This is a genomic window from Streptomonospora sediminis, from assembly GCF_054778995.1.
This window is the reverse complement of the sequence record NZ_BAAGYZ010000020.1, coordinates 9,860-30,594: the sequence shown is the minus strand read 5'-3', so window position 1 is coordinate 30,594 and position 20,735 is coordinate 9,860. Positions and strand designations below refer to the sequence as shown.

Sequence of the window (20,735 nt, the reverse complement as noted above, 5' to 3'; positions counted from 1 at the left end):
GCGCGGAGACAACTCGTAATCCACGAACGTGCCCGGCAGATCGGGCTCACCCGCATGGCCGGCCGCCACGGCGATGGCGGCTTCGCCCGCGGCGTCGGCGCTGGGGGCAGGCCGGGACCGGACTTCGGCGAGGTGGGCGCGCAGGGTCTCGGAGTTGTCGGCGACCTGCTGGAACTCCGAGCGCGGCAGGGTGAGCACGGTGCAGGGGGTGACCGCCTTGGCGGTGGCGTCCCAGGTGCCGTCCTCCTCGAGCAGTGCGGCCGAACCGAAGTGGTCGCCGTCGATCATGGTGCCCAGGATGGTCTCGTCGCCGTATTCGCCGGCGCCCAGCCGGTTCACCTTGCCGTGGGCGATGAGGTGGACGCGGTCGGCCGGGGCGCCGCGTTCGACGATGAGGTCGCCGGGGGCGTACTCCTGCTGGGTGAAGCGTGCCGCCAGCGCCCCCAGCGCCGATTCGTCGTCGAAGTCGCGCAGCAGCGACAGCTCGCACAGTTCGCGGGGGATGACGCGGACGTCGGCTCCGGTGGTGACGAAGCTGACCCGGCCGTCGCCGACCGTGTAGGTCAGGCGCCGGTTCACGCGGTAGGCGCCGCCGGTGGCCTCGATCCAAGGAAGCAGGCGCACCAGCCAGCGGGAGGTGATGCCCTGCATCTGCGGAGGGGTCTTGGTTGTGGTCGCGAGGTTGCGCGCGGCCTCGGTTCCCAGGCTCAGCGGTTGCTGTGCGCTCTCCACACCGGACTCGGTCATGGTGCTTCCACCCAATCGTGTCGACCGTTGATGATGTGCCGATTCAGTTCGACTTGGTTCGACCAGGCGTGTACGGCCCCGCGGAATTCGGCATCGGTTCCGGTTCCGGTTCGTGCGGGCGGTGCGGCCTGTGGGGACCGCACCGTCGGCGCCGGTCGGAAAGGTAATGCGATTCCTTTTCCATGGGGCTGTTCGGACCGCCCGCCATCGCCGGGTAAGTGCACGGGGGTGCGCACGTGTGTACTCCGCTTTTCAGGAGTCGGCCGTTGCCGGCCCGGGGTCGTGGTGAGCCGGTCTCACGCCTGGTCGGCACGCACTTACCCGGCGAAGTCACAGCCATGCACCGCGAATGCGGTCTTTCACCTCGGACGCCCATCGCAGCCCCATAGCCACCAAATTGGGCATGACAGGAACGGCGCAGGTTATTCGCTCGGCAAGCCGTCGACCAGCACCAGTGCCACATGACACCGCATTAGGGACGACTTTAACTCTGTTTTGCGAATCACATGGAGCACCGAAACACCGCGGAGGCGCGCCGCCATACGGACGTTCATAAACCGGGATATCCGCAGGACTGGAAATCGACCCCGACCACCGCCCGCCGTTCCTAATATTAGGGACTAAATCCACAAAAAACAAAAAAGCAGCCCGGAAGCCCCGAACTGCCCACAGAACTCAATCTTCGCGTTTCGTCCGCCCGTGGCGGCGGCGCCGCGGCGGGCGGGGCCTGCCGGTCGCCCCGCCCGCCGCGGAACCCCTCAGCCGCCCGCCGCCGCAGCGGCAGCCGAATGCTCCTGGCGCAGGATCCCCCGGACGGCCGCCTCGATGGCCCCGGCGTCGATCCCGGCCTCGCGGCGCTGCTCCTCAGGGGAGGCCGAGGCCGGCATGCCCGACACGGCGAGCTTCATCGTGCGCGGCGTGGAGCGGGTGTCGGCGAACACGTCGAGCACGGCGTCGCCCAGCCCGCCCTCGGGCCAGTGGTCCTCGACCGTGACGATGCGCCCCGTCTCCTCGGCCGCGGTGCGCAGCGCCGGGGCGTCCACCGGCTTGATCGAATAGGCGTCGATCACCCGCACGGCGATACCCGCACCGGCCAGGGCGTCGGCCGCGGCCAGCGCCTCGTGCACGGTCGCCCCCGCCGCCACGATCGTTGCGCGGTCTTCGCCCGACGAGCGCAGCACCTTGCTGCCGCCGATGCGGAAGCCCTCGTCGGCCCCGTAGAGCACCGGCGTCTTGCCCCGCAGCGTGCGCAGGTAGCTGACCCCGTCGTGCTCGGCCATCCCGGCGGTCAGCCGGGCCGCGGAGTTGGCGTCGCACGGGTGCAGGACCACGCTGTTGTGGACCGCGCGCAGGGCCGCGATGTCCTCCAGCCCCATCTGCGAGGGGCCGTCCTCGCCGATCGAGACCCCGGCGTGCGATCCGACCAGGTTGATGTCGGCGCGGCTGACCGCCGCCATGCGGATGAAGTCGTAGGCGCGGGTCATGAACGCCGCGAACGTGGCGGCGTAGGGGGTCCATCCGCGCACCTGGAGCCCCACCGCCGCGGCGATCATCTGCTGCTCGGCGATGTAGAACTCGAAGAAGCGGTCGGGATGCTCCGCGGCAAAGGATTGGGCGCGGGTGGAGTCGGCCACCTCGCCGTCGAGGACGACCACATCGGGGCGCGCGCCGCCCAGGGCCGTGACAGCCTCGCCGAACGCGTCGCGGGTGGCGGCCTCCTCGCCCGCCGAATACGCCGGCAGATCCACCTGCGAGCCGCCGGGCCGCTGGCGGACACCGCCGCTGGTGGGCGCCGCCACCTCGATGCGCAGGTCGCGCCGGCCGCCGAGCTCCGCGACGGCCTGCTCGGTGTCGGAGAGCGGTTTGCCGTGGGCGCCCTCCTGGTCGGCGACCGCGGCCACACCCGCACCCTTGACGGTGCGGGCGATGATCGCCGTGGGGCGGTCGGTGGTATCGCGGGCCTCGCGGAAGGCGGAGTCGACCTCTTCGACGTCGTGCCCGTCGACCTCGACCGCGTGCCAGCCGAACGCCTCGACCCGGCGCCGGTAGGCGTCCAGGTCCCAACCGTGGCGGGTGGGCCCGCGCTGGCCGAGCCGGTTGATGTCCAGGATCGCGGTCAGGTTGGCCAGCCCCGCCTGCCCCGCGTACTCCATGGCCTCCCACACCGAGCCCTCGGCCAGCTCGCTGTCGCCGCACAGCACCCAGACGCGGTAGGGCAGCCGGTCCAGATCCGCCCCGGCCAGCGCAATGCCCGCCCCGACCGGCAGCCCCTGGCCCAGCGAACCCGTGGCAACGTCGACCCAGGGCAGCCGCGGCGTGGGATGGCCCTCCAGCGGGCTGCCCAGGCGGCGGTAGCGCAGCAACTCCTCATCGGAGATCGCACCGCACGCCTTGTACAGCGCATACAGCAGCGGCGAGGCGTGCCCCTTGGAGAAGACCAGGTGGTCGTTGCCCGCGTGCTCGGGTGCCTCGAAGTCGTAGTGCAGGTGCTCCGAGGCCAACACCGCCATCAGGTCGGCCGCCGACATCGACGAGGTCGGGTGCCCCGAACCCGCGGCGTCCGCGGCGCGGACCGCATCGACGCGCAACTGCTGTCCCAGCTCCGTGAGCCGTTGCCGGTCGGTCATCGTGTTCTTCCTCCTCATGTGGCATCACGCCGTCGCACGGCAGCGGCGGCCCGCTACCCGCCCAACGGGCGTGCATGCGCCGGAGGAGCGGATACCGGCCGGGGGGCGGCCGATACCTCCAAGCCGTCCACGGTGGCCTCGGCGAGATGGTCGACGACATCGCACGCCCGCCCGCGGCGCGCGTAGGCGGTGCGCTGGCGCACCGCGCCGCCGCCGCTCAGCCGCAGGGTTGCCAGCATCGCCTGCGCGTAGCCGAGGTCGCCGGAGCGGGCCAGGTAGGTGTGCAGGTGCTCGACCGCGCCCTCCAGCACCGCGTGGACCGGGCGCAGCCGCCCCCCGGCCAGCGGGTCGGGGCAACTGCCCTCCAAACCGTCGCGCGCCGCCCGCCACACGTCGCCGCGCAGCACGGCCGGGTCGCGGCGGACGTGGGGGCGGCCGGCGGCGTGGTCGTCCAAGGCGGCACTGACCAGCGCGCGCACGAGCACCGCAACCAGCGCCGACTCCTCGGGGGTGGCGGGGACGTCGCACACCCGGATCTCGACCGTGGGGTGGCGGTCGGAGATCCGGATGTCCCAATAGAGCATCCGCCGGTCCAGCGCGGCCCCGGACTCCAGCAGTGCCGCCACACAGGCCTCGTAGTGCGCGGCCGACTCCATCGGCGGGGGCGGGCCGGCGGTGGGCCAGCGCGACCAGCGGGGCTGGCGCCAGCTCGCGTAGCCGGTCTCGGCACCGTCGCAGACCGGCGAGTTGGCGCTCAGCGCCAGCAGCACGGGCAGCCATGGGCGCAACCGGTTGCTGGCCACCACCCCGCTGTCGCGGTCGGGCACCGCCACGTGCACGTGGCAGCCGCAGTTGGTGCCCGCGGCCTCGGCGACGGCGCCGAAGCGCTCGGCGATGCGGCGGTATCGGGACCCCGGGTTGAGCAGCAGCGGGCTGGGTTGGGGCACCACCGGCACCGCGCCGGCCACCACGCGCACGCCCACCCGTGCGGCGGATTCGGCCAGGCGCCGCCGCGAGGTGCGCAGTCCGTCCAGCAGCTCCTCGACCGTGCCGCAGACGGGTCCGGCCGCTTCGACCTGGCTGCGGGTGAACTCGCCGAGCAGTTCGCCGGAGCCCGATGCGGCGCCGGCGAGGACCTCCACGCTGCGGGGCGCGAGCCGTCCTGCCTCGTCGACCAGGAAGAACTCCTCTTCGACCCCCATTGTCGGCACATCCGGGGAGCCGCCGCGGGCCGATTGGGTGCTGGCCATGGATCACCGCCGTGTTGAGCTGGTGGCCCGGCTGCCGGCGGCGGCTCGCGGTGCGGTCGGTCCGGCCCGGCAGCGCTGGCGCTGCCGCCGGGAGCCGGGAATTCGGTCTTGGCTGGTGGGGCGGTGCCGCGCGGGACCGCATTCCCCGCTACGGCACGGCGGCACGGGAAAGCGCCCGCAATCACCGACAAAATCCGCGAACCCGGGCGTACCGCCGTTGGGTTGTTCGCTACCCGGTCGGGGCGTGCGGTAACCGCTGCGCGGCGGGGTCGCAGACCGCGGGTGCGGCCGGTCGTGCCGGGCGCGCTTGCGGGCGTGTCCTCCACCGGCATGGCCGGGGTAGCCGGGTCCGGTCGGGGCGGGCGCGCTCGCCGGGGCGGCGGCCGGCCCCGAGCGCGGCGTTTCCGCTGCCGGCGCGGGGGTAGCCGGGCACCGACGACCCCGCGAAGGCGTGGAGGAGGTGGCCTCGTGCAGGTCTTCCGCGACCGCGACGAAGCCGGAGGGATGCTGGCCGAGCGGGTCCGCGAACTCGAACTGCCCGACCCGGTGATCCTGGCGCTGCCCCGCGGCGGTGTTCCGGTCGCCGCCATCGTCGCCGCCCGGCTCGGCGCCCCGCTGGACGTGACCGTCGTGCGGAAAATCGCCACTCCCGACTTCCCGGAGACGGCCGTGGGCGCCGTCACGGCCGAAGGCGAGCCCATCATCAACGAAGGGCTGAGCCGGCTGACCCAGGCGCGCGAGGGAGAACTGGCGCGCAGTGTCGAGGAGGAACGCGCCGAGGCCCGGCGCCGGGTCAAAACCTACCGCGGCGACCGGCCCGCTCCGCAGATCGCCGGCCGCGACGCGGTGGTCGTCGACGACGGCCTGGCCACCGGGATGAGCGCGCGCGCCGCCCTGTCGGCGCTGCGCGAGCAGGGGCCGGGGTCGCTGACCCTGGCGGTCCCGGTCTGCTCGCCCGATGCCGCCGGAGCCCTCGGCGACGTGTGCGACCGGGTGGTGTGCGTGCACAGCCCGCCGCAGTTCCAAGCGGTCAGCCTCTGGTACCAGGACTTCCCCCAGATCGACGACGCCGAGGTGCAGGACCTGCTGCGGGGCGCCGGGTTCTAGCCGACCGTGCGGGAATGCCCGGATTTCACGGCTCAGCCGGGCATTCCCGCATGATCATCGCCTGCCGCCACCGGTGGTGCCGGCACCCGCGTCGGGCACGGAGCCCGGATCGGCGACCGGAATAGCCTGGACGGACCCGGCGTTCCCCGGAAGAATTAGTTGAATTTTGAATCTTCTTCCGGGGAGGACACGCATGCAGTTCGGAGTCTTCACGGTCGGCGACGTCACGCCGGACCCGACGACGGGGCGGGAGCCCACCGAGCACGAGCGGATCCGGGCGATGGTGGCCATCGCCCGCAAAGCCGAGGAAATCGGTCTGGACGTGTTCGCCACCGGCGAGCACCACAATCCGCCGTTCGTGCCCTCCTCCCCCACCACGATGCTGGGCTACGTCGCCGCACAGACCGAACGGCTGATCCTGTCCACGTCGACGACGCTGATCACGACCAACGACCCGGTCAAGATCGCCGAAGACTTCGCGATGCTGCAGCACCTGTCCGGCGGCCGGGTGGATCTGATGATGGGCCGCGGCAACCAGGGGCCGGTGTACCCGTGGTTCGGCCAGGACATCCGCCAGGGCATCCCGCTGGCGATCGAGAACTACCACCTGCTGCACCGGCTGTGGCGCGAGGACGTCGTGGACTGGCAGGGGAAGTTCCGCACGCCGCTGCAGGGCTTCACCTCGACCCCGCGGCCGCTCGACGGCGTGCCGCCGTTCGTCTGGCACGGGTCCATCCGCAGCCCGGAGATCGCCGAGCAGGCCGCCTACTACGGCGACGGGTTCTTCCACAACCACATCTTCTGGCCCGCCGAGCACACCCGGCGGATGGTCGAGCTCTACCGCCGACGGTTCGAGCACTACGGGCACGGCAGCGCCGACCAGGCCATCGTCGGGCTGGGCGGCCAGGTGTTCATGCGGCCGAACTCCCAGGACGCCGTGGCGGAGTTCCGGCCCTACTTCGACAACGCCCCGGTCTACGGCGGTGGACCGTCGCTGGAGGACTTCATGTCCGAAACCCCGCTGACCGTGGGCTCACCCCAGCAGGTGATCGACCGTACCCTGGGCTTCCGCGACTACGTCGGCGACTACCAGCGGCAGCTCTTCCTGATCGACCACGCAGGCCTGCCGACCAAGACCGTGCTGGAACAGCTCGACATACTCGGCGAAGAGGTGCTTCCGGTCCTGCGCCGCGAAACCGGCGCCCGCACCCCGGCCCATGTCCCCGAAGGCCCCACACACCAGTCGCTGCGCGCGGCCGGCGCGCAGAGTACGGAGGCGACCGAGTCATGACCAGGATCCTGGTGGTTTCGGCCGGGCTGTCCCAGCCGTCCAGCTCGCGGCTGCTGGCCGACCGGCTGGCGTCCGCGGCCCGCGCCGAGCTGCCCGCAGACGCCGAGACCGAAACGGTGGAACTGCGCGAGTACGCCCACGACATCACCGACCACCTGCTGACCGGGTTCGCCAACCAGCGGCTGCGGCCGGTACTCAACAGCCTCGACGCGGCCGACGGGCTGATCCTGGTGACCCCGACGTTCACCGCGTCCTACAGCGGGCTGTTCAAGTCGTTCCTCGACATCGCCGAACCCGAGTCGCTACACGGCAAGCCGGTACTGTTCGGCGCCACCGGAGGCACCGAGCGCCATTCCCTGGTGCTGGAATACGCCGTGCGCCCGGTGCTGGCGTATCTGCGGGCAGTGGTCGTTCCCACTGCGGTGTATGCCGCCGGCGGCGACTGGGGCGGCAACGCCGAACTCGGCGAGCGGATCACCCGCGCCGCAACGGAGTTCGCCGCAGAACTCACCCGGCGCCCCGCCGCAACGCGGGCGGACCCGTTCGCCGACCCGGTGCCTTTCGCCGAACTGCTCAACGACACCGCCGAGGCCGCCGACACCGAACGGTGACCGGTCGGTGGGCGGCGGGGCGGCGGCGGGGCGCCGCATGCACGGGCCGGCGCCGCACCGCCGCCACCGGCTCAGCCGCCTGCCAGCCCGCGCCGCAGGGCGGTACCGAGCTCGGCCACCTGCAGCTGCGACACCTCGGCGGACAGGATCTGCAGCGACCCGTGGAACGTGCCGGCCCACTGGTGCAGGTCCACCGACACCCCCGCCTGCAGCAGCCGCATGGCGAACTCGATGTTTTCGTCGCGGTTCGGGCAGAACTCGGCGGCGGCGATGTAGGCCGGGGGCAGGCCGGACAGATCCGCGGCCCGGGCCGGCGCCGCGTAGGGCGTGGCGGACCCCGACCCCAGGAAGTGCCCCCACATCTGGGTGACTTTGTTCCTGGCCACAAACGGGGTATCGGTGAAGTTGCGCGCTGACCACGTCTGCTGCCGGTCATCGAGGCTGGGCTGGTTGAGCAGCTGGAAACGGATCTGCGGTCCCTGCTGGTCCCGGGCGCGCAGCGCCACCGCGGCCGCGATCCCCGCACCGGAGCTGTGGCCGCCGATCGCGATCCGTCCCGGGTCGGTCCCGAGCTCGGCCGCATGGTCGGCCGCCCAGTTCAGCACCGCATAGACGTCGTCGTTCGCGGCCGGGAACGGGTTTTCCGGGGCGAGGCGGTACTCCACCGAGACCACGGTCGCACCGGAGCCGTTGGCGAGCAGCGCGGCCCACGGGTGCTCGGTATCCAGATCGCCCATGACGTATCCGCCGCCGTGCAGCCACACCATCGCCCCCTGGGGCCGGTGCGGCCGGTAGATGCGCACCCGCACATCGGGGTCGGCGGAAACCGTGCGGTCTTCGATGTCCAGGTGCGAGGTGTCGGGGGCCGGTGCCGAGGCTGCCAGCTCGGCGAGCTGCCGCCGCGCGGTGACCGGGTCGCTCAGGTCGGACGGCGGGAACAGGGACAGGAATGGTTCGAGTTCGGGATCCATGGCAGTCATCATCCCGATCGCCGCCGCCGGGATCATCCGCCATCCGTTGCGCGTTCCCGCCCTATTCCGCGACGACCGCGCGTATCCTCCGGGGATGGATGCCTTGGTCGTTCGACTGTCGAAGCTGGACGCCGAAGCCGCGGGCGCGCTGCGCGTCGTGACGTTCTACGACACCCTGATGCGCCGGCGGGTTGACCTTCCGGCCCTGGCCAGGGCCTCGGCCGGGCTGGCCGAGTGCGCGGCCGGGATCCGGCTCCACGGCACCGGGCGCGAACTCCGGTACGCGCCGGACGGCCGGGAAACGTCCGCCGCGCTGCTTTGCGCATCGACCGCGGTGCCCGTCACCCTCGACGACGAGGAGATCGGCTCGGTGTGGCTGGAACGCGCGGGACCGCCCCACCCGCTCGACGAACTGCTGCTGGACCGGCTCGCCCTCGCCACTGCGGCGGCCGTCGAACGGCACGGCCCCGCCCACACCACCATGGCCGATCCCGCACTCGTCGAACTGGCGATCAGCGCCGGCAGCGACGAGGCGGCCGGAACCCGGGCATTGCGGCTGCTCGGTTTCGCCGCCGACCTGCCGATCCGCGCCGCCGCCGTCCGGTCGCGGCTGCCGCTCGACCGGATCGGCGCCCTGATCTGCCCCGGCCGCCCGGTGAAAGCGGCGTCGGTCGCCGGCGTGGGCGTCATCCTGGCCGCCACAATCGACCCGGCCGGGTTTCCGGCAGGCGTAAACGCCGGCATCGGCGCCGCCGACACCCCGGCCCGGTCCTGGCGGCAGGCCCGAACCGCCCTGCGCTTTGCCACCCCGCGCCGGCCCGTCGTCCACCACGGCGACCTGGGCGCGTTGGAACTGCTCGCCCAGGTGCCCCCGGACGCCGCGCGGGACAACGCCGACGTGGCCGCGATCGCCCGCGTCGCCGCGGCTCCCGAAGACCTGGAGACCCTGGACGTCTACTGCGCCACCGGTTCCCTGCGCCGGGCCTCCGACCTCCTGCACCTGCACCACAGCAGCGTCGCCCGCCGGCTCGAACAGATCGGCAGGACCCTGGGCATCGATCCCACCGATCCCACCGGCCTGACACGCGCCCGCCTCGCCCTCACCGCATGGCGGCTGCTGGACGACTCCTGAACCGGAAGCCGCCGCAGCGGCGGCCGGCGGCGCATCCGTCCGAGCGGGCACGGGAGCACGGACGTACTCGGCGGGCAGGCCCGTTCCGGCGGCTGCGGCCCGGCAGGGCGGTATGCGCCCGCCGGGACCGCGGTGCCGGCCGGGGGTCTCAGGCCGGGTCCACCAGCTGTTCCAAGGTTTCGGCGCCCAGCGCCGGACCGTTCGTCGCGCGCAACCGCTCACTGAACTTGCCGACATTCGCCCGGATGACCGGATCGGCCGCGACCGCGTCCACTGTTTCCCGCAGCAGCCCCGCGGTGATGGCGGTACTGTCCAGCAGGCGCCCCAGGCCCAACTCCTGTGCCCGGGCGCCGTTGGCCTCCTGCTCGGCCGCCTGCGGCACCGCGACCAGTGGCACGCCGTAATACAGGGATTCCATGGTGGAGTTCATCCCGGTGTGCGAGACGAACACCGAGGCGTGCTCCAACACCGCCAGCTGCGGGAAGAACGGTGCCACCTCGAAGTTGGCCGGCACGTCCGGCGGCTGCACCCGCTCCCCGACGGCCATCACCACATGCCAGTGGCTGTCGCGGAAAGCCTCGACGCACTTGGCGAAGAACTCCGGTCGTTCGTTGAATCCCGTCCCCAACGAGACGAACAGCACGGGCGAGCCGTCCGACGGGGGTGCCCATCCCCCGCTGGCTGCACGCGCCCCCACTGACGGACCCAGGAAAACGTGGCTGGCGTCGAACGTGTCGCCGGCGGTCTGGAAGTCCTGGGGCACGAACACCAGCTTCAGTACCGCTGACGACCCGAACACCGGCAGCGGAACGGTCGCGTCAGGCAGGCCGTTGGCCCGCCGGAATGTGGTTTCGGACTCGACCGCATCCGTGAAGATCCGGCTCCATCTATCGTCGTTGTCCGCGATGGGGCCGAGGAACGAGGCCATGCTGAAGTGCTCGTTGGTCGCCATGCTGGGCGACAGCATCACTCCGGGAACCTCCAACTTGTCGGCCAGCAGCGTACCCAGCGGCGTGGTCATGTCGTAGCAGACCGCATCGGCCGGATCCCGCCGCAGGTGCGCCACCGCCGCGCCGAAGCTCTCCTGGGCGTGCTGCTGCATCTTGGCGATGAGGACCTGGATGCCCTCGGCCATGGTCTGGCCGGGTTCGGGAGCGGGCACCTCCCAGGGCAGGTCCAGTGTCGCGGCGCCGGCCGCGGTGACCGGGGCGCGGAACGGCTCTCCGGTGATGTAGGTGACCCGGTGGCCGCGGGCCACCAATTCCTCCACCAGCGGCAGTGTCGGATTGACATGCCCGGCGCCCGGTCCAACGACGAAAACGAAGTGGTTGCCAAAAGGCTGCTTGCCAACGGCGTGAATACTCATGTGTCCTCGATCCTCAGTGGCCTGCTGCCGTTCTTGCACGTCCGGGGGCGCCGGTTGCGGGACCGCCCCCGTGCGCGAACACCGCCGTGCGCGCGCCGCCGCCAATACGGTGCACGCTGCGGCCATCGGTGCTCGCCACCGGTGCGGCCGCCCGCTCGGCACCTGCCGGTGACCGGACCGAAGCCGGTGATTCCGCCGGTCAGACCGGCCGCAACCCGGTCAGACCGGCCCGCTCGAGACCCGCACGCCCTGCTCGGCGCTCGCGCGGCCCGCGGGTCGGGCGGAAGCCTGGCCGAACCAGCGGGTTAGGGCCGCCTGCAGCCCGCCGGGGTCGGCCCCCGCCCAGGCGACGTAGCCGTCGGGCCGAATCAGCAACGCGGGGGCCGGGGCGTCGTCGGCGGTCGCGGTCACGCGGCGCACTCGGTCGCTCCAGAGTCCGGCGGCGGTGGCGAGTTCGGTGCCGCCGGTGAGGTCGACGAGCACGGGGCAGGCGTCGCGCAGGAGTTCGGCGAGCCGCCGCGGGGTTCCGTTGCCGGTGGCCACGTCCAGGGGCGGGGCGAAATAGCCGGTGGGCGCGGCGGGGTGGCCGGTGTCCGTGTCGCCGGCTCCCATGCCGTAGCGGGCGTCAGCGCCTGCCACCAGGGCGGCGATCGTGCGTACGTTCTCCGTACGGTCCAAGAATTCCGCGAAGAGCCCTCGCAACGCGGTGACGTCGTTTCCCGGCGCCAGCAGAGCATCCTCGGCCCGGGTTTGCATGCCCACCCGTTCGCCGAGCACGCGGCGTTCGGTTCCGTAGCTGTCCAGTAGACCGTCCGGCGCCCATCCCCGCAGCGCGGCGGCGAGTTTCCATGCCAGGTTGGCCGCGTCCTGCAAGGCCGTGTTCAAGGTCGGCCCGTGGCTGACGTGCGCGGCGTCGCCGGCAACGAAGACCCGGCCGGCGCGGTAGCGGTCGGCGAGCCGGGTGTTCCGCCCGCACAGGCGGCGGAGCAGCGTGGGTGCGCCCTCGGGCGGCCGAGTCAGCGGCAGGCGCACCCCGGTGACCCGTTCGACGCTGTCCTCCATCTCGGCAAGCGTCATCGGCGTACCCGGCCCCGGGGAATCGCCCGCCGGGTGGTCCTCCCACTCGGTCGTGCTGACCAGCGGCCGCTGCGGATCGTGTGCCAGCAGGGTGAAAACGCCCCGTTCGGTGCGGTGGCGCGCCGGGATCTCGCCGAGGCCGTCGACCACGGCACGTCCACCCGGCGCGGGGCGGAAGCGCTCGCTCGGTCCGATCAGGGCAGTCCGGTCGACGGCGTTGGCGTCCCGGGTGCCAGGGAAGGCGATTCCCGCCTGCTTGCGGATCTGGCTGTGGGCGCCGTCGCAGCCGACGAGGTACCAGGACGTGAACGTGGTCTCGGTTCCGTCCGGCCCGCGTGCCACGACGCCGACCCGCTCATCGGTCCGGGCGCCGGGCCTGCTTGCGCCCGGGCTGCCTCCGGCCTGGTTGAAGGAGCGCACCTCCCAACCCCGCCGGACGTCCACGCCGAGTTCGGCGGCACGCTCGGCGAGCACCCGTTCCAGGTCGCGCTGATTGCAGTGCAGGAGGTACAGCGGGTTCTCGTCACCGAGCAGATGCAGCGGCAGCGGCATCCCGCCGAAGAAGTGCCCGGGCGCCGGCTCCGGCACCCCTTTGCCGCCGCACCGCTCGAACAGGCCGCGATTGTCCAGCAGCCGCACAGCCTGGCCGACGAGCCCGTGCGCCCGGTCCCGCTGATCGGGCTCCGACCGCCGTTCCAACACCAAGGGCCGGACCCCGGCGAGCCGGAGCTCGCAGGCGAGAAACAGGCCAGTGGGTCCGCCACCGGCAATGACGACGTCGAACATCCGTGAGCGCTCCTTGGTGACTCGTCCGCATTCGCGTACCGACACCTTAAGATACAATCATGTACCTAATAATCAGATAAGATACACAGATGAACCGTAAACGCGATGGGGGTGCGGGGCAGGACGGGGCGCAGGCGGCCGGCGGCGGCGCGACCCGCCGCCGCGGCCCCGAACTCGAGAACGCGATCCTCGACGCCGCATGGGACGTGCTGGTCGAGGACGGGTACCTCGGCTTCACCTACGAGGCGGTCGCCGCCCGCGCCGGCACGAGTCGTCCCGTGCTCTACCGGCGCTGGCCGCGACGCGACGACCTGCTACTGGCCACGCTCGCCGATCTTCGCAGGTCGCACCCGATCGCGGTGCCCGACACCGGCAACCTCCGCGACGACGCGATCGGCTTACTGCGCAACGCCGAGGCCGTCCGCACGCCCGTGATCGCGATGATCAACGTGCAGCTGATGGAGTACTTCCGCGAAAGCGGCACCAGCTTCAACGACCTGCGCGACGCCCTCGCACCGGGCAGTACGCCGCCCTTCGAAACGATCGTCACCCGCGCGGTCGAACGCGGCGAACTCCCCGACGTACCGCGCTCACCCCGCGTCGTAAACCTGCCGTTCAACCTGCTCCGCCACGACATACTCATCACAATGCGCCCGGTACCGGAGGAGTCGATCACCGAAATCATCGACGACGTGTGGCTCCCACTACTGACACCATCCGAACCCCCACCCGGTGCTCTCGGCTGAGGCAGCCTGCGCAACGAGACCTCCCGACCCACTGCCCGGGACCAAACAACCGCTCCGGCCTACAACCGCAGGCCAGATGGGCTGCGCCCTGTCCACCAGCTGATCGGCGGTACGGACCTGTGGGCGGTGCGGACTCTGGCTCCGCAGGGTTCTCTCACCTTGTCGCCAATTGTCGACGCGACCGCGCCGACCGACGATGGCCACACCACCGGCTGCGCACCCGGAGGGGCCATGGCCCGGGGGTACGAAGGCGAAGACGCGGTCCGCCGCCTTGAAGACCTCACCCTGACCATTCACGACCTCGGATACGGGCCGCCAGGCGCTCACCGAGCGATGATCATGCAAAAATGACCGTCTGAGCCTTCATATTTGGGCATCTCTGCAGGGTCAGTGCGTCGCCCGCCCCTGATGCACGACAACGCCCCCTGGCCCGCATCCGCAGGCCAGGGGGCGTTCGGTGTCTCCGGTGGGCGCGAGAGGACTTGAACCTCCGACCACCCGCTTGTAAGGCGGGGGCTCTGCCAACTGAGCTACGCGCCCGGATGTCGGGTTGTCGATCCGGCGACAGGGAAATCGTACCGGGTCCGCGGGGCGGTGCGGTCGGGGAGAGCCGGCGGATCGCGGGGGGGTGGGCGGGACCGGTCAGGTTAGGTCGGCGATGGCCTTGCGGTAGGCGTCGGGGTCGCGGGGTTCGGAGATCGGGTTGACGACCTTCCAGCGGACGGTGCCCTCCTTGTCGATGATGAAGGTCGCGCGCACCGCCACGCCGCGCGTGTCGTCGAAGACGCCGTAGGCCTGGGCCGTCGCGCCGTGCGGCCAGAAGTCCGATAGCAGCGGGAACGCCAGGTTCTCGCGGTCGGCCCACGCGCGGTGGGCGAACATCGAGTCGACCGAGACCGCCAGGAGCTGCACGCCGTCGTTGACGAAGTCGGCCGCCGCGTCGCGCAGGGCTGCCAGTTCGCCTTCGCATACGCCGGAGAACGCCAGCGGGTAGAACACCAGGACCACGTTCTTGCGGCCGGCGAAGTCGGCGAGGCGCACGGTCTGGCCGTGCTGGTCGGACAGCTCGAAGCCGGGTGCGGCGTGTCCGGGCTCGATCGGCGTCGGCGGCATCGGTGTCTCCTGCTGGTGTAGGGCATGGCTGTGTGCCGCCCGCCGCTACCAGCGGACGGCACACCTGCGGATCACCCTATGGCAATCCGCTCGTGGGACGCCGCCCTGGGGTGGGACGGAACCTGTTCAGCGCTGCATCTTCGGTACGACGAGACGGGTCCCCGACCAGTTCGCGCCCGCGCTCACGGCGCTGGTCTGCGAAAGGCCGGCCGTTGTGGCCGCCTCGGCGACCTCGCTGGGCGAGACGTGGCCTTCCCGGCTCGGCTTGGGGGTCAGCACGAGGATGATGCCCCCGCCTTCGACCGCCCCCAGAACGTCGACCAGGACATCGGTGAGGTCGTCCTCCTCGTCGCTCCGCCACCACAGCAGCGCGGCGTCGACGACGCCGTCGTAATCCTCGTCGACCAACTCCTCGCCGGTGCGCTCGGCGATCGAGGCGCGCAACTGCTCGTCCACGTCGTCGTCGAACAAGAATTCCTGCACCACCTGACCCGGTTTGAATCCGAGTCGATCGGCCAGGCCACGTTCGCTTTGTGCCTGGCCCGCGGTCGCGCTCACGAAAGTCCTCCTCCACAAGTTCTGCTGTTCGCGCCGGTCCCGCTCGTGTAGCGGGCCGACCGTGCGCGGTCCCGTATCACCGGGGCGACCCCGCTGTTGAGGGCTAAGTTCACACGCTGGGGACCTGATCCGTCAACGCGCCTGCGCCCTCGGTGCACTCCACTTACCATCCTGGCCGCTATGCGGCACCCGTCAAGAACGAGAGGCGGACTTGCCTGCTCGGATTGTCGACGTTGAGGTCGACGAACGCGACCGACTGCCAGGTTCCCAGCTCCAGACGCCCGCCCACCACAGGCACTGTGGCGTAGGGCGGAATCAGGGCCGGCATCACATGGTCGCGTCCGTGGCCGGGCGAGCCGTGCCGGTGCCGCCACCGGTCGTCTTTGGGGAGCAGATCCCCCAAAGCGGCCAGTAGGTCGTCGTCGGATCCCGCACCCAGCTCCATGATGCTCACGCCGGCGGTGGCGTGCGGCACAAATACGTGCAGGAGGCCGTCGCCGCCGCTCTCGGATGCGAATTCCCGGCACATGCCGGTGATGTCGGTGATGCTCTCGGACCCGCCGGTTCGCAGGTCGAGAAGTTTTGTCCGCATGCGCCAACGCGTACCCACATTGGTACCGGGTCCAACCCTCCGCGTGCGCCGGATTGGGGATGGTATCCGGCGCTTGCGGGTGCGGCCATACTCGGGTGCGGAACATCCGGACGGTCCCTCGCCGTCCGAAACCACTCGAGCTTCGTTGACGGAAGGGGTTCACGTGGGCATCGGCCTGCGCCTCGGCCCGCTGCTGCGGCATGTGACGGACACGACGGCGACCATCTGGGTGGAGACCGAGGCGCCCTGCCTCGTTACGGTCACCGCCGGCGAACATACCGCCCAAGCCCGCACCTTCACCGTGCACGGGCACCACTACGCACTGTGCGACCTGGAGGGCCTGCCCATCGGCGCCGCGCTGCCCTACGAGGTCCACCTCGACGGCGAGACCGTCTGGCCCGCGCCGGGTTCGCACCACCCGCCGAGCCAGGTGCGCACTCTCGACTCCACCGCGATCTCGCGGATCCTGTTCGGGTCCTGCCACAAACCCAGCGGCACTTCGCGCGAGGACCTCCTGCACTACGGTGTGGACATGCTGCGGGCTTACTCCCAGCAACTGGCGGCGGCGCGCTCGGGGGCTCCCGCCTCTTCCAGCGAGGCCGGCCTGGAGGCCGACCCCTCGGTGCTGCTGCTCATCGGCGACCAGATCTACGCCGACGAGCTCGAAACGCCGATGAAGGAGTACCTGGCCAAGCGCCGGGCGCAGATCTACACGCCCGGCGCCGGGCATCAGCCGCCCGCCGACGAGGTCGTGTCCTTCGACGAGTACGCCGAGCTGTACCGGCAGTCGTGGACGGACCCCGACATCCGGTGGCTGATGTCGACCGTGCCCACGTTCATGCTGTTCGACGACCACGACATCTGCGACGACTGGAACACTTCGGGCGCTTGGCGCGCCCAGATGGGCCGCAACCCGTGGTGGCGGCCGCGCATCACCGCAGGGCTCGGCGCCTACTGGATCTACCAGCACGTGGGCAACCTCTCCGCGGCGCAGCGCGCGGCCGATCCGGTCTTCACCGAGATCGTCGAGTCCGGAGCACCGGTGGAGCCCGCCACCGGGCAGCCGGAGGCCGATCAGGGCACCGCCGGGCAGGTGCCCGGATCCCTGGAGGCCGAGGCGGCAGCGGACGCCCAGGAGCTCCCCGACTACGGCCAGGCCCCGACCGTGGCACCGACACCGGCACCCGGCGCGGCACCAGTGGCCGAGGCCGCTCCGGGCGATGGCGCCGCCGCACTCGACTCCTTCGCCTGGCGGGTCCACCAGGAGCCCGACACCTACCGCTGGAGCTTCCGCCTCGACATCGGGCGCAGCCGGATCCTGATGATCGATACCCGCTGCGGCCGCGACGTCGAGGACGACGCCCAGCGCAGGATGCTCAGCCCGCAGGCCGGCAAGTGGCTGGAAGAGCAGATCACCGGCGACGTCGACCACCTCGTTCTGGCCAGCACCCTGCCGTTCCTGCTGCCGATGGGCATCCACCACGTCGAGGCGTGGAACGAGGCGGTCTGCGCGGGCGTGTGGGGCAAGGGCCTGCGCGGCGTCGGCGAGAAAATCCGCCAGGAGGTCGACCTGGAGCACTGGGCGGCCTTCCAGGGGTCCTTCCAGTCGGTCGGCGACGCTGTGCTGGAGGTGATCGCGGGCGAGCGCGGTGCGGCACCCGCCAGCGTGCTGTTCCTCGGCGGCGACGTGCACTTCTCGTACCTGGCGCGCGCCCGTTACTCCACCCCCGGCCACAGCACCCTCGCCCAACTGGTGTGCTCGCCGACGTGCAACCGCATGGCGCCGATGCTGCGCGAGGCGACCTGGTTGAGCGCCCGCGCGGTCGCCGGGATGATCGGGGCCGGGCTGGCGCGCATGGCCGGCGTTGCACCGCCCCGGATGCGCTGGCGCATGGAAGGCGGCCCGTGGTACGCCAACTCGCTGGCCACACTGGTGCTGGACGGCCGCCGCGCCGAGGTCGCGTGGTCGACCTCACCGCTGACCAAGCGCGCGGCGAAGCGGCTCACCCCCAACGAGTCGCCCAAACCGGTCGTACGGGAACTGGCCCGGCACGACCTCACCCACTGATCGGCATCGGACCGGGTACAGATCCCGGAGCCGGACCGGGCGCAGGTACGGGCGGGGCCGCGCGGCCCCGCCCGACCATTGCGGCCGCCGCCCCTCAGGGGTTCATGGCACCTGGTACTCGGTGTCGCGGACGTCGGTGACCGCCATGTGGCCGGGCGCGTGCGCGATGGCGAACTCCGGCGCCGAGGCCATGACCGCCGCCTGCGGTGTCACACCGCACGCCCAGAACACCGGGACCTCGCCGGGACGCACTTCCACCGGATCGCCGAAGTCGGGCGCGCCCAGGTCGGCGATGCCCAGCGCCGCGGGGTCGCCCACGTGCACCGGCGCACCGTGCACGGAGGGGTAGCGCGCGGTGATCCGCACCGCGTCGGCGACCCGCTCGGCAGGGATCGGCCGCATCGACACCACCAGCGGTTCCGACAGCCGGCCCGCCGGGCGGCAGGCGCGGTCGGTCCGGTACATCGCGACGTTGCCGCCGGACTCGATGTGGCGGATGGGGATCCCGGCCTCCAGCATGGGCGTCTCGAACGTGAAGCTGCACCCGATCAGAAAGGCGACCAGGTCGCTGCGCCAGTGGCCGGCGGCGTCGGCCGTCTCGGCGGTGAGGCGGCCGTGCTCGTATACGCGGTAGGCGGGTAGGTCGGTGCGCAGATCGCCGGCGAAGACCGACGCGGCGGTCTCCCCCGGTTCGGAGACGTCCAGCACCGGGCACGCCTTGGGGTTGCGCTGGGCGAAGAGCAGGAAGTCGAAGGCCAGATCGTGCGGCAGCGCGATGAGGTTGGCCTGGGCATGGCCGGCGCAATAGCCGGCCGTGGGCGCCCGGTGCCCGGCGCGGAACGCCGCACGTGCCTGCGCGGGGCTCCACTGCGCAGGGTCACCGGGGACCCGGGCGGCGGCACCGGACCGGACCTGCGGGGAACCGGGCGGGACTGCTGGTTCGGGCATAGTGCTACCTCCGGGAGCGATTAGGGCGGGTAGGGCGGGCCGTCCGCTCCACCCGCGGATCCTGCTGGCGGCCAACCGAACGGACGGCCCAGCAGCCGCTGGGGCGGCCGCACGCGCCTGTGCCCGCGCCAGCGGCCCTGGACGGCCCCTGGGCGCGCGCCTTGCGGCCCCTCACAGGTGGAACCGCAGCCGCGTGCCCGGGCGGGCCTGGGCGGCGCGGGGGACATCGGCGGCCGCCACAACGGCGACGACCGGGTAGCCGCCCGTCACCGGATGGTCGGCCAGGAACAGCACCGGCAGTCCCTGCGGCGGGACCTGCAGCGAACCCGGGACCATCCCCTCACTGGGCAGCTCGCCGCGCCCGCGCCGGTTCAGGGCGGGACCGGACAGGCGGGCCCCGATCCGGTCGCTGCGCGAGGTCACCTCATAGGCCGACCCGAGCAGCACCTCCAGCGCGTCGCCGGTGAACCAGTCGTCGCGCGGGCCCGGCACGATGCGCAGGTCCGCCTCGCCGTCCGGCAGCGGACGGGCCGGCACCCAGTCGGCTGCGGGCTGGGAGGCCGGCGGCGGGCCGATGCCCAGCACGGTCCCCGGCTCCGGGTGCGGCGGGCCGAGGCCGGCCAGGGTGTCGGTACTGCGCGAGCCGAGCACCGGCGCGACGTCGAACCCGCCGCGCACCGCAACGTAGCTGCGCAGCCCGGTGGGCGGGGCCGCCAACCGCAGTTCGGCGCCGTCGCTCAGGTGCAGGACGGTATCGGTGGCCGCGCCGCGGCCGTCGATGGTGACCGGGCAGGGCGCGCCCGTAACGGCGGCCGTGACGGAGCCGCGGGCCCGCAGCGCCAGACCGCCCATGGTCGCCTCCAGCGCCGCGGTACCCTCGGGGTTGGCCAGCAGCCGGTTGGCCAGCGCGTAGGCGACCCGGTCGGCGGCACCGGAGCCGCCCACCCCCAGGGCCGCGTGCCCGCGCCGGCCGGTGTCCTGCACGGTCGTAAGGACTCCGGTGTGCACCACTTCAACTGCCGGCATCGGCGCGGGTGCCTCCTGTGTTCCTGTTGCCGGCCGCGGTTGCGCAGCCGGACCGGTGGCGTTGCGGCGGCGGCTCCTCGGTGAAGCGCACCCGGACGCCGGGGCGCAGCCGCGCCGGCGGGTCGCGGTCCAGATCCCAGGTGACCAGCTCGGTCCGGCCGAGCAGCTGCCAGCCTCCCGGTGAGACGCGCGGGTAGATCCCGGTGAACTCCCCTGCCAGTGCCACCGCCCCCGCAGGGACCCGGGCGCGGGCCTCGCTGCGGCGGGCCACGCGCAGCCGGGGGTCGTCGCCGACCAGGTAGCCGAATCCGGGCGCGAACCCGCAGAAGGCCACCGTCCAATCGGCGCCGGTGTGGGCGGCCACGACTCCGCGCTCGCTGAGCCCGGTCTGCGCCGCGATTTCGGCCAGGTCCGCACCGTCGTACTGGACGGGTACCTCCAGTTCCCCCGCAACCGCCCGGTGGCCGCGCTGCGGCCGCATCCGGCTGACGGCGGCGGCCACCGCGCCCGCGTCGCCGCCTTCGGGCGGCAGGCGCAGCAGCACGGTGCGGGCCGCCGGGACGATGTCGGTGACGCCTTCGGGCGGGTCCTCGACCAGCGCGGCGTGCAGTGCGAGGGCCTCGTCGAGGTCGGCGACCTCCACCAGGACGCCCGAGTCGGCGCACTTCAGCACCCGCACGCCGCACCTCCGACCGCCCCGGCCGCGGGGCGGGCGCCCC

18 protein-coding genes and 1 tRNA gene are annotated in these 20,735 nt (G+C 72.1%); 6 read left to right on the top strand and 13 right to left on the bottom strand.

What is annotated here, in order from left to right; translation table 11 throughout:
* From ACYVD5_RS05540 to ACYVD5_RS05530, 3 genes are all read right to left on the bottom strand, one after another.
* A partial coding sequence (locus tag ACYVD5_RS05540) for a cyclic nucleotide-binding domain-containing protein (RefSeq protein WP_460999816.1) occupies nucleotides 1-747 on the bottom strand: 747 nt, incomplete at its 3' end.
* A gap of 758 nt (nucleotides 748-1,505) precedes the next feature.
* The gene (locus tag ACYVD5_RS05535) at nucleotides 1,506-3,392 is read right to left on the bottom strand and encodes a transketolase (protein WP_460999815.1); all 1,887 of its coding nucleotides are present in this window, start codon (nucleotides 3,390-3,392) and stop codon (nucleotides 1,506-1,508) included.
* Nucleotides 3,393-3,427: 35 nt separating this feature from the next.
* Nucleotides 3,428-4,624 (bottom strand): carboxylate-amine ligase, encoded by a 1,197-nt coding sequence (locus ACYVD5_RS05530; RefSeq protein WP_460999814.1) that lies wholly within the window; start codon nucleotides 4,622-4,624, stop codon nucleotides 3,428-3,430.
* 468 nt (nucleotides 4,625-5,092) lie between these two features.
* Between ACYVD5_RS05530 and ACYVD5_RS05525 the strand changes: the two genes are divergently transcribed.
* The 3 genes from ACYVD5_RS05525 (at nucleotide 5,093) to ACYVD5_RS05515 (ending at nucleotide 7,633) form a co-directional block, all read left to right on the top strand.
* The gene (locus tag ACYVD5_RS05525; protein WP_460999813.1) at nucleotides 5,093-5,731 is read left to right on the top strand and encodes a phosphoribosyltransferase; all 639 of its coding nucleotides are present in this window, start codon (nucleotides 5,093-5,095) and stop codon (nucleotides 5,729-5,731) included.
* A gap of 193 nt (nucleotides 5,732-5,924) precedes the next feature.
* Nucleotides 5,925-7,022 (top strand): LLM class flavin-dependent oxidoreductase, encoded by a 1,098-nt coding sequence (locus ACYVD5_RS05520; protein WP_460999812.1) that lies wholly within the window; start codon nucleotides 5,925-5,927, stop codon nucleotides 7,020-7,022.
* Entirely contained in the window at nucleotides 7,019-7,633 is a 615-nt protein-coding gene (locus ACYVD5_RS05515; RefSeq protein ID WP_460999811.1) for an FMN reductase, read from the top strand. Before ACYVD5_RS05520 ends, ACYVD5_RS05515 begins: the two co-directional genes overlap by 4 nt.
* A 71-nt stretch (nucleotides 7,634-7,704) precedes the next feature.
* On the opposite strand, the gene ACYVD5_RS05510 is transcribed toward ACYVD5_RS05515, so the two are convergent.
* The gene (locus tag ACYVD5_RS05510) at nucleotides 7,705-8,604 is read right to left on the bottom strand and encodes an alpha/beta hydrolase (RefSeq protein ID WP_460999810.1); all 900 of its coding nucleotides are present in this window, start codon (nucleotides 8,602-8,604) and stop codon (nucleotides 7,705-7,707) included.
* Between the two features lie 94 nt (nucleotides 8,605-8,698).
* Here ACYVD5_RS05510 and ACYVD5_RS05505 point away from each other — a divergent pair, with 94 nt between their 5' ends.
* Nucleotides 8,699-9,736, top strand: a complete 1,038-nt coding sequence (locus ACYVD5_RS05505) for a PucR family transcriptional regulator (protein WP_460999809.1) — start codon at nucleotides 8,699-8,701, stop codon at nucleotides 9,734-9,736.
* Nucleotides 9,737-9,884: 148 nt separating this feature from the next.
* On the opposite strand, the gene ACYVD5_RS05500 is transcribed toward ACYVD5_RS05505, so the two are convergent.
* Together ACYVD5_RS05500 and ACYVD5_RS05495 are read right to left on the bottom strand one after the other, a co-directional pair.
* Complete coding sequence (locus ACYVD5_RS05500; protein ID WP_460999808.1) at nucleotides 9,885-11,102, bottom strand: macrolide family glycosyltransferase; 1,218 nt, start codon at nucleotides 11,100-11,102, stop codon at nucleotides 9,885-9,887.
* 219 nt (nucleotides 11,103-11,321) lie between these two features.
* Nucleotides 11,322-12,965: an FAD-dependent monooxygenase gene (locus ACYVD5_RS05495; RefSeq protein WP_460999807.1), complete on the bottom strand. Its 1,644-nt coding sequence runs from the start codon at nucleotides 12,963-12,965 to the stop codon at nucleotides 11,322-11,324.
* Nucleotides 12,966-13,054: 89 nt separating this feature from the next.
* Between ACYVD5_RS05495 and ACYVD5_RS05490 the strand changes: the two genes are divergently transcribed.
* A complete protein-coding gene (locus tag ACYVD5_RS05490; RefSeq protein WP_460999806.1) occupies nucleotides 13,055-13,711 on the top strand; it encodes a TetR/AcrR family transcriptional regulator in 657 nt (218 codons plus the stop codon).
* Nucleotides 13,712-14,178: 467 nt separating this feature from the next.
* Here the strand turns inward: ACYVD5_RS05490 and ACYVD5_RS05485 are convergent.
* From ACYVD5_RS05485 to ACYVD5_RS05470, 4 genes are all read right to left on the bottom strand, one after another.
* Nucleotides 14,179-14,251: transfer RNA gene (locus ACYVD5_RS05485), tRNA-Val, on the bottom strand.
* A 102-nt stretch (nucleotides 14,252-14,353) separates the two neighbouring features.
* Nucleotides 14,354-14,824, bottom strand: a complete 471-nt coding sequence (locus ACYVD5_RS05480) for a peroxiredoxin (protein ID WP_460999805.1) — start codon at nucleotides 14,822-14,824, stop codon at nucleotides 14,354-14,356.
* Between the two features lie 126 nt (nucleotides 14,825-14,950).
* Nucleotides 14,951-15,382, bottom strand: coding sequence for a DUF3052 domain-containing protein (locus tag ACYVD5_RS05475; protein ID WP_460999804.1), 432 nt, complete (start codon nucleotides 15,380-15,382; stop codon nucleotides 14,951-14,953).
* 178 nt (nucleotides 15,383-15,560) lie between these two features.
* Complete coding sequence (locus tag ACYVD5_RS05470) at nucleotides 15,561-15,974, bottom strand: YjbQ family protein (protein WP_460999803.1); 414 nt, start codon at nucleotides 15,972-15,974, stop codon at nucleotides 15,561-15,563.
* Nucleotides 15,975-16,137: 163 nt separating this feature from the next.
* On the opposite strand from ACYVD5_RS05470, the gene ACYVD5_RS05465 reads away from it, so the two are divergent.
* Nucleotides 16,138-18,042: a DUF7800 domain-containing protein gene (locus tag ACYVD5_RS05465; RefSeq protein ID WP_460999802.1), complete on the top strand. Its 1,905-nt coding sequence runs from the start codon at nucleotides 16,138-16,140 to the stop codon at nucleotides 18,040-18,042.
* A 102-nt stretch (nucleotides 18,043-18,144) separates the two neighbouring features.
* Here ACYVD5_RS05465 and ACYVD5_RS05460 read toward each other — a convergent pair whose 3' ends face one another.
* The 3 genes from ACYVD5_RS05460 to ACYVD5_RS05450 form a co-directional block, all read right to left on the bottom strand.
* The gene (locus tag ACYVD5_RS05460) at nucleotides 18,145-18,990 is read right to left on the bottom strand and encodes a putative hydro-lyase (protein ID WP_460999801.1); all 846 of its coding nucleotides are present in this window, start codon (nucleotides 18,988-18,990) and stop codon (nucleotides 18,145-18,147) included.
* Between the two features lie 171 nt (nucleotides 18,991-19,161).
* The gene (locus ACYVD5_RS05455; protein WP_460999800.1) at nucleotides 19,162-20,016 is read right to left on the bottom strand and encodes a 5-oxoprolinase subunit C family protein; all 855 of its coding nucleotides are present in this window, start codon (nucleotides 20,014-20,016) and stop codon (nucleotides 19,162-19,164) included.
* Complete coding sequence (locus tag ACYVD5_RS05450; RefSeq protein ID WP_460999799.1) at nucleotides 20,003-20,695, bottom strand: 5-oxoprolinase subunit B family protein; 693 nt, start codon at nucleotides 20,693-20,695, stop codon at nucleotides 20,003-20,005. Before ACYVD5_RS05450 ends, ACYVD5_RS05455 begins: the two co-directional genes overlap by 14 nt.
* Nucleotides 20,696-20,735: the final 40 nt, after the last annotated feature.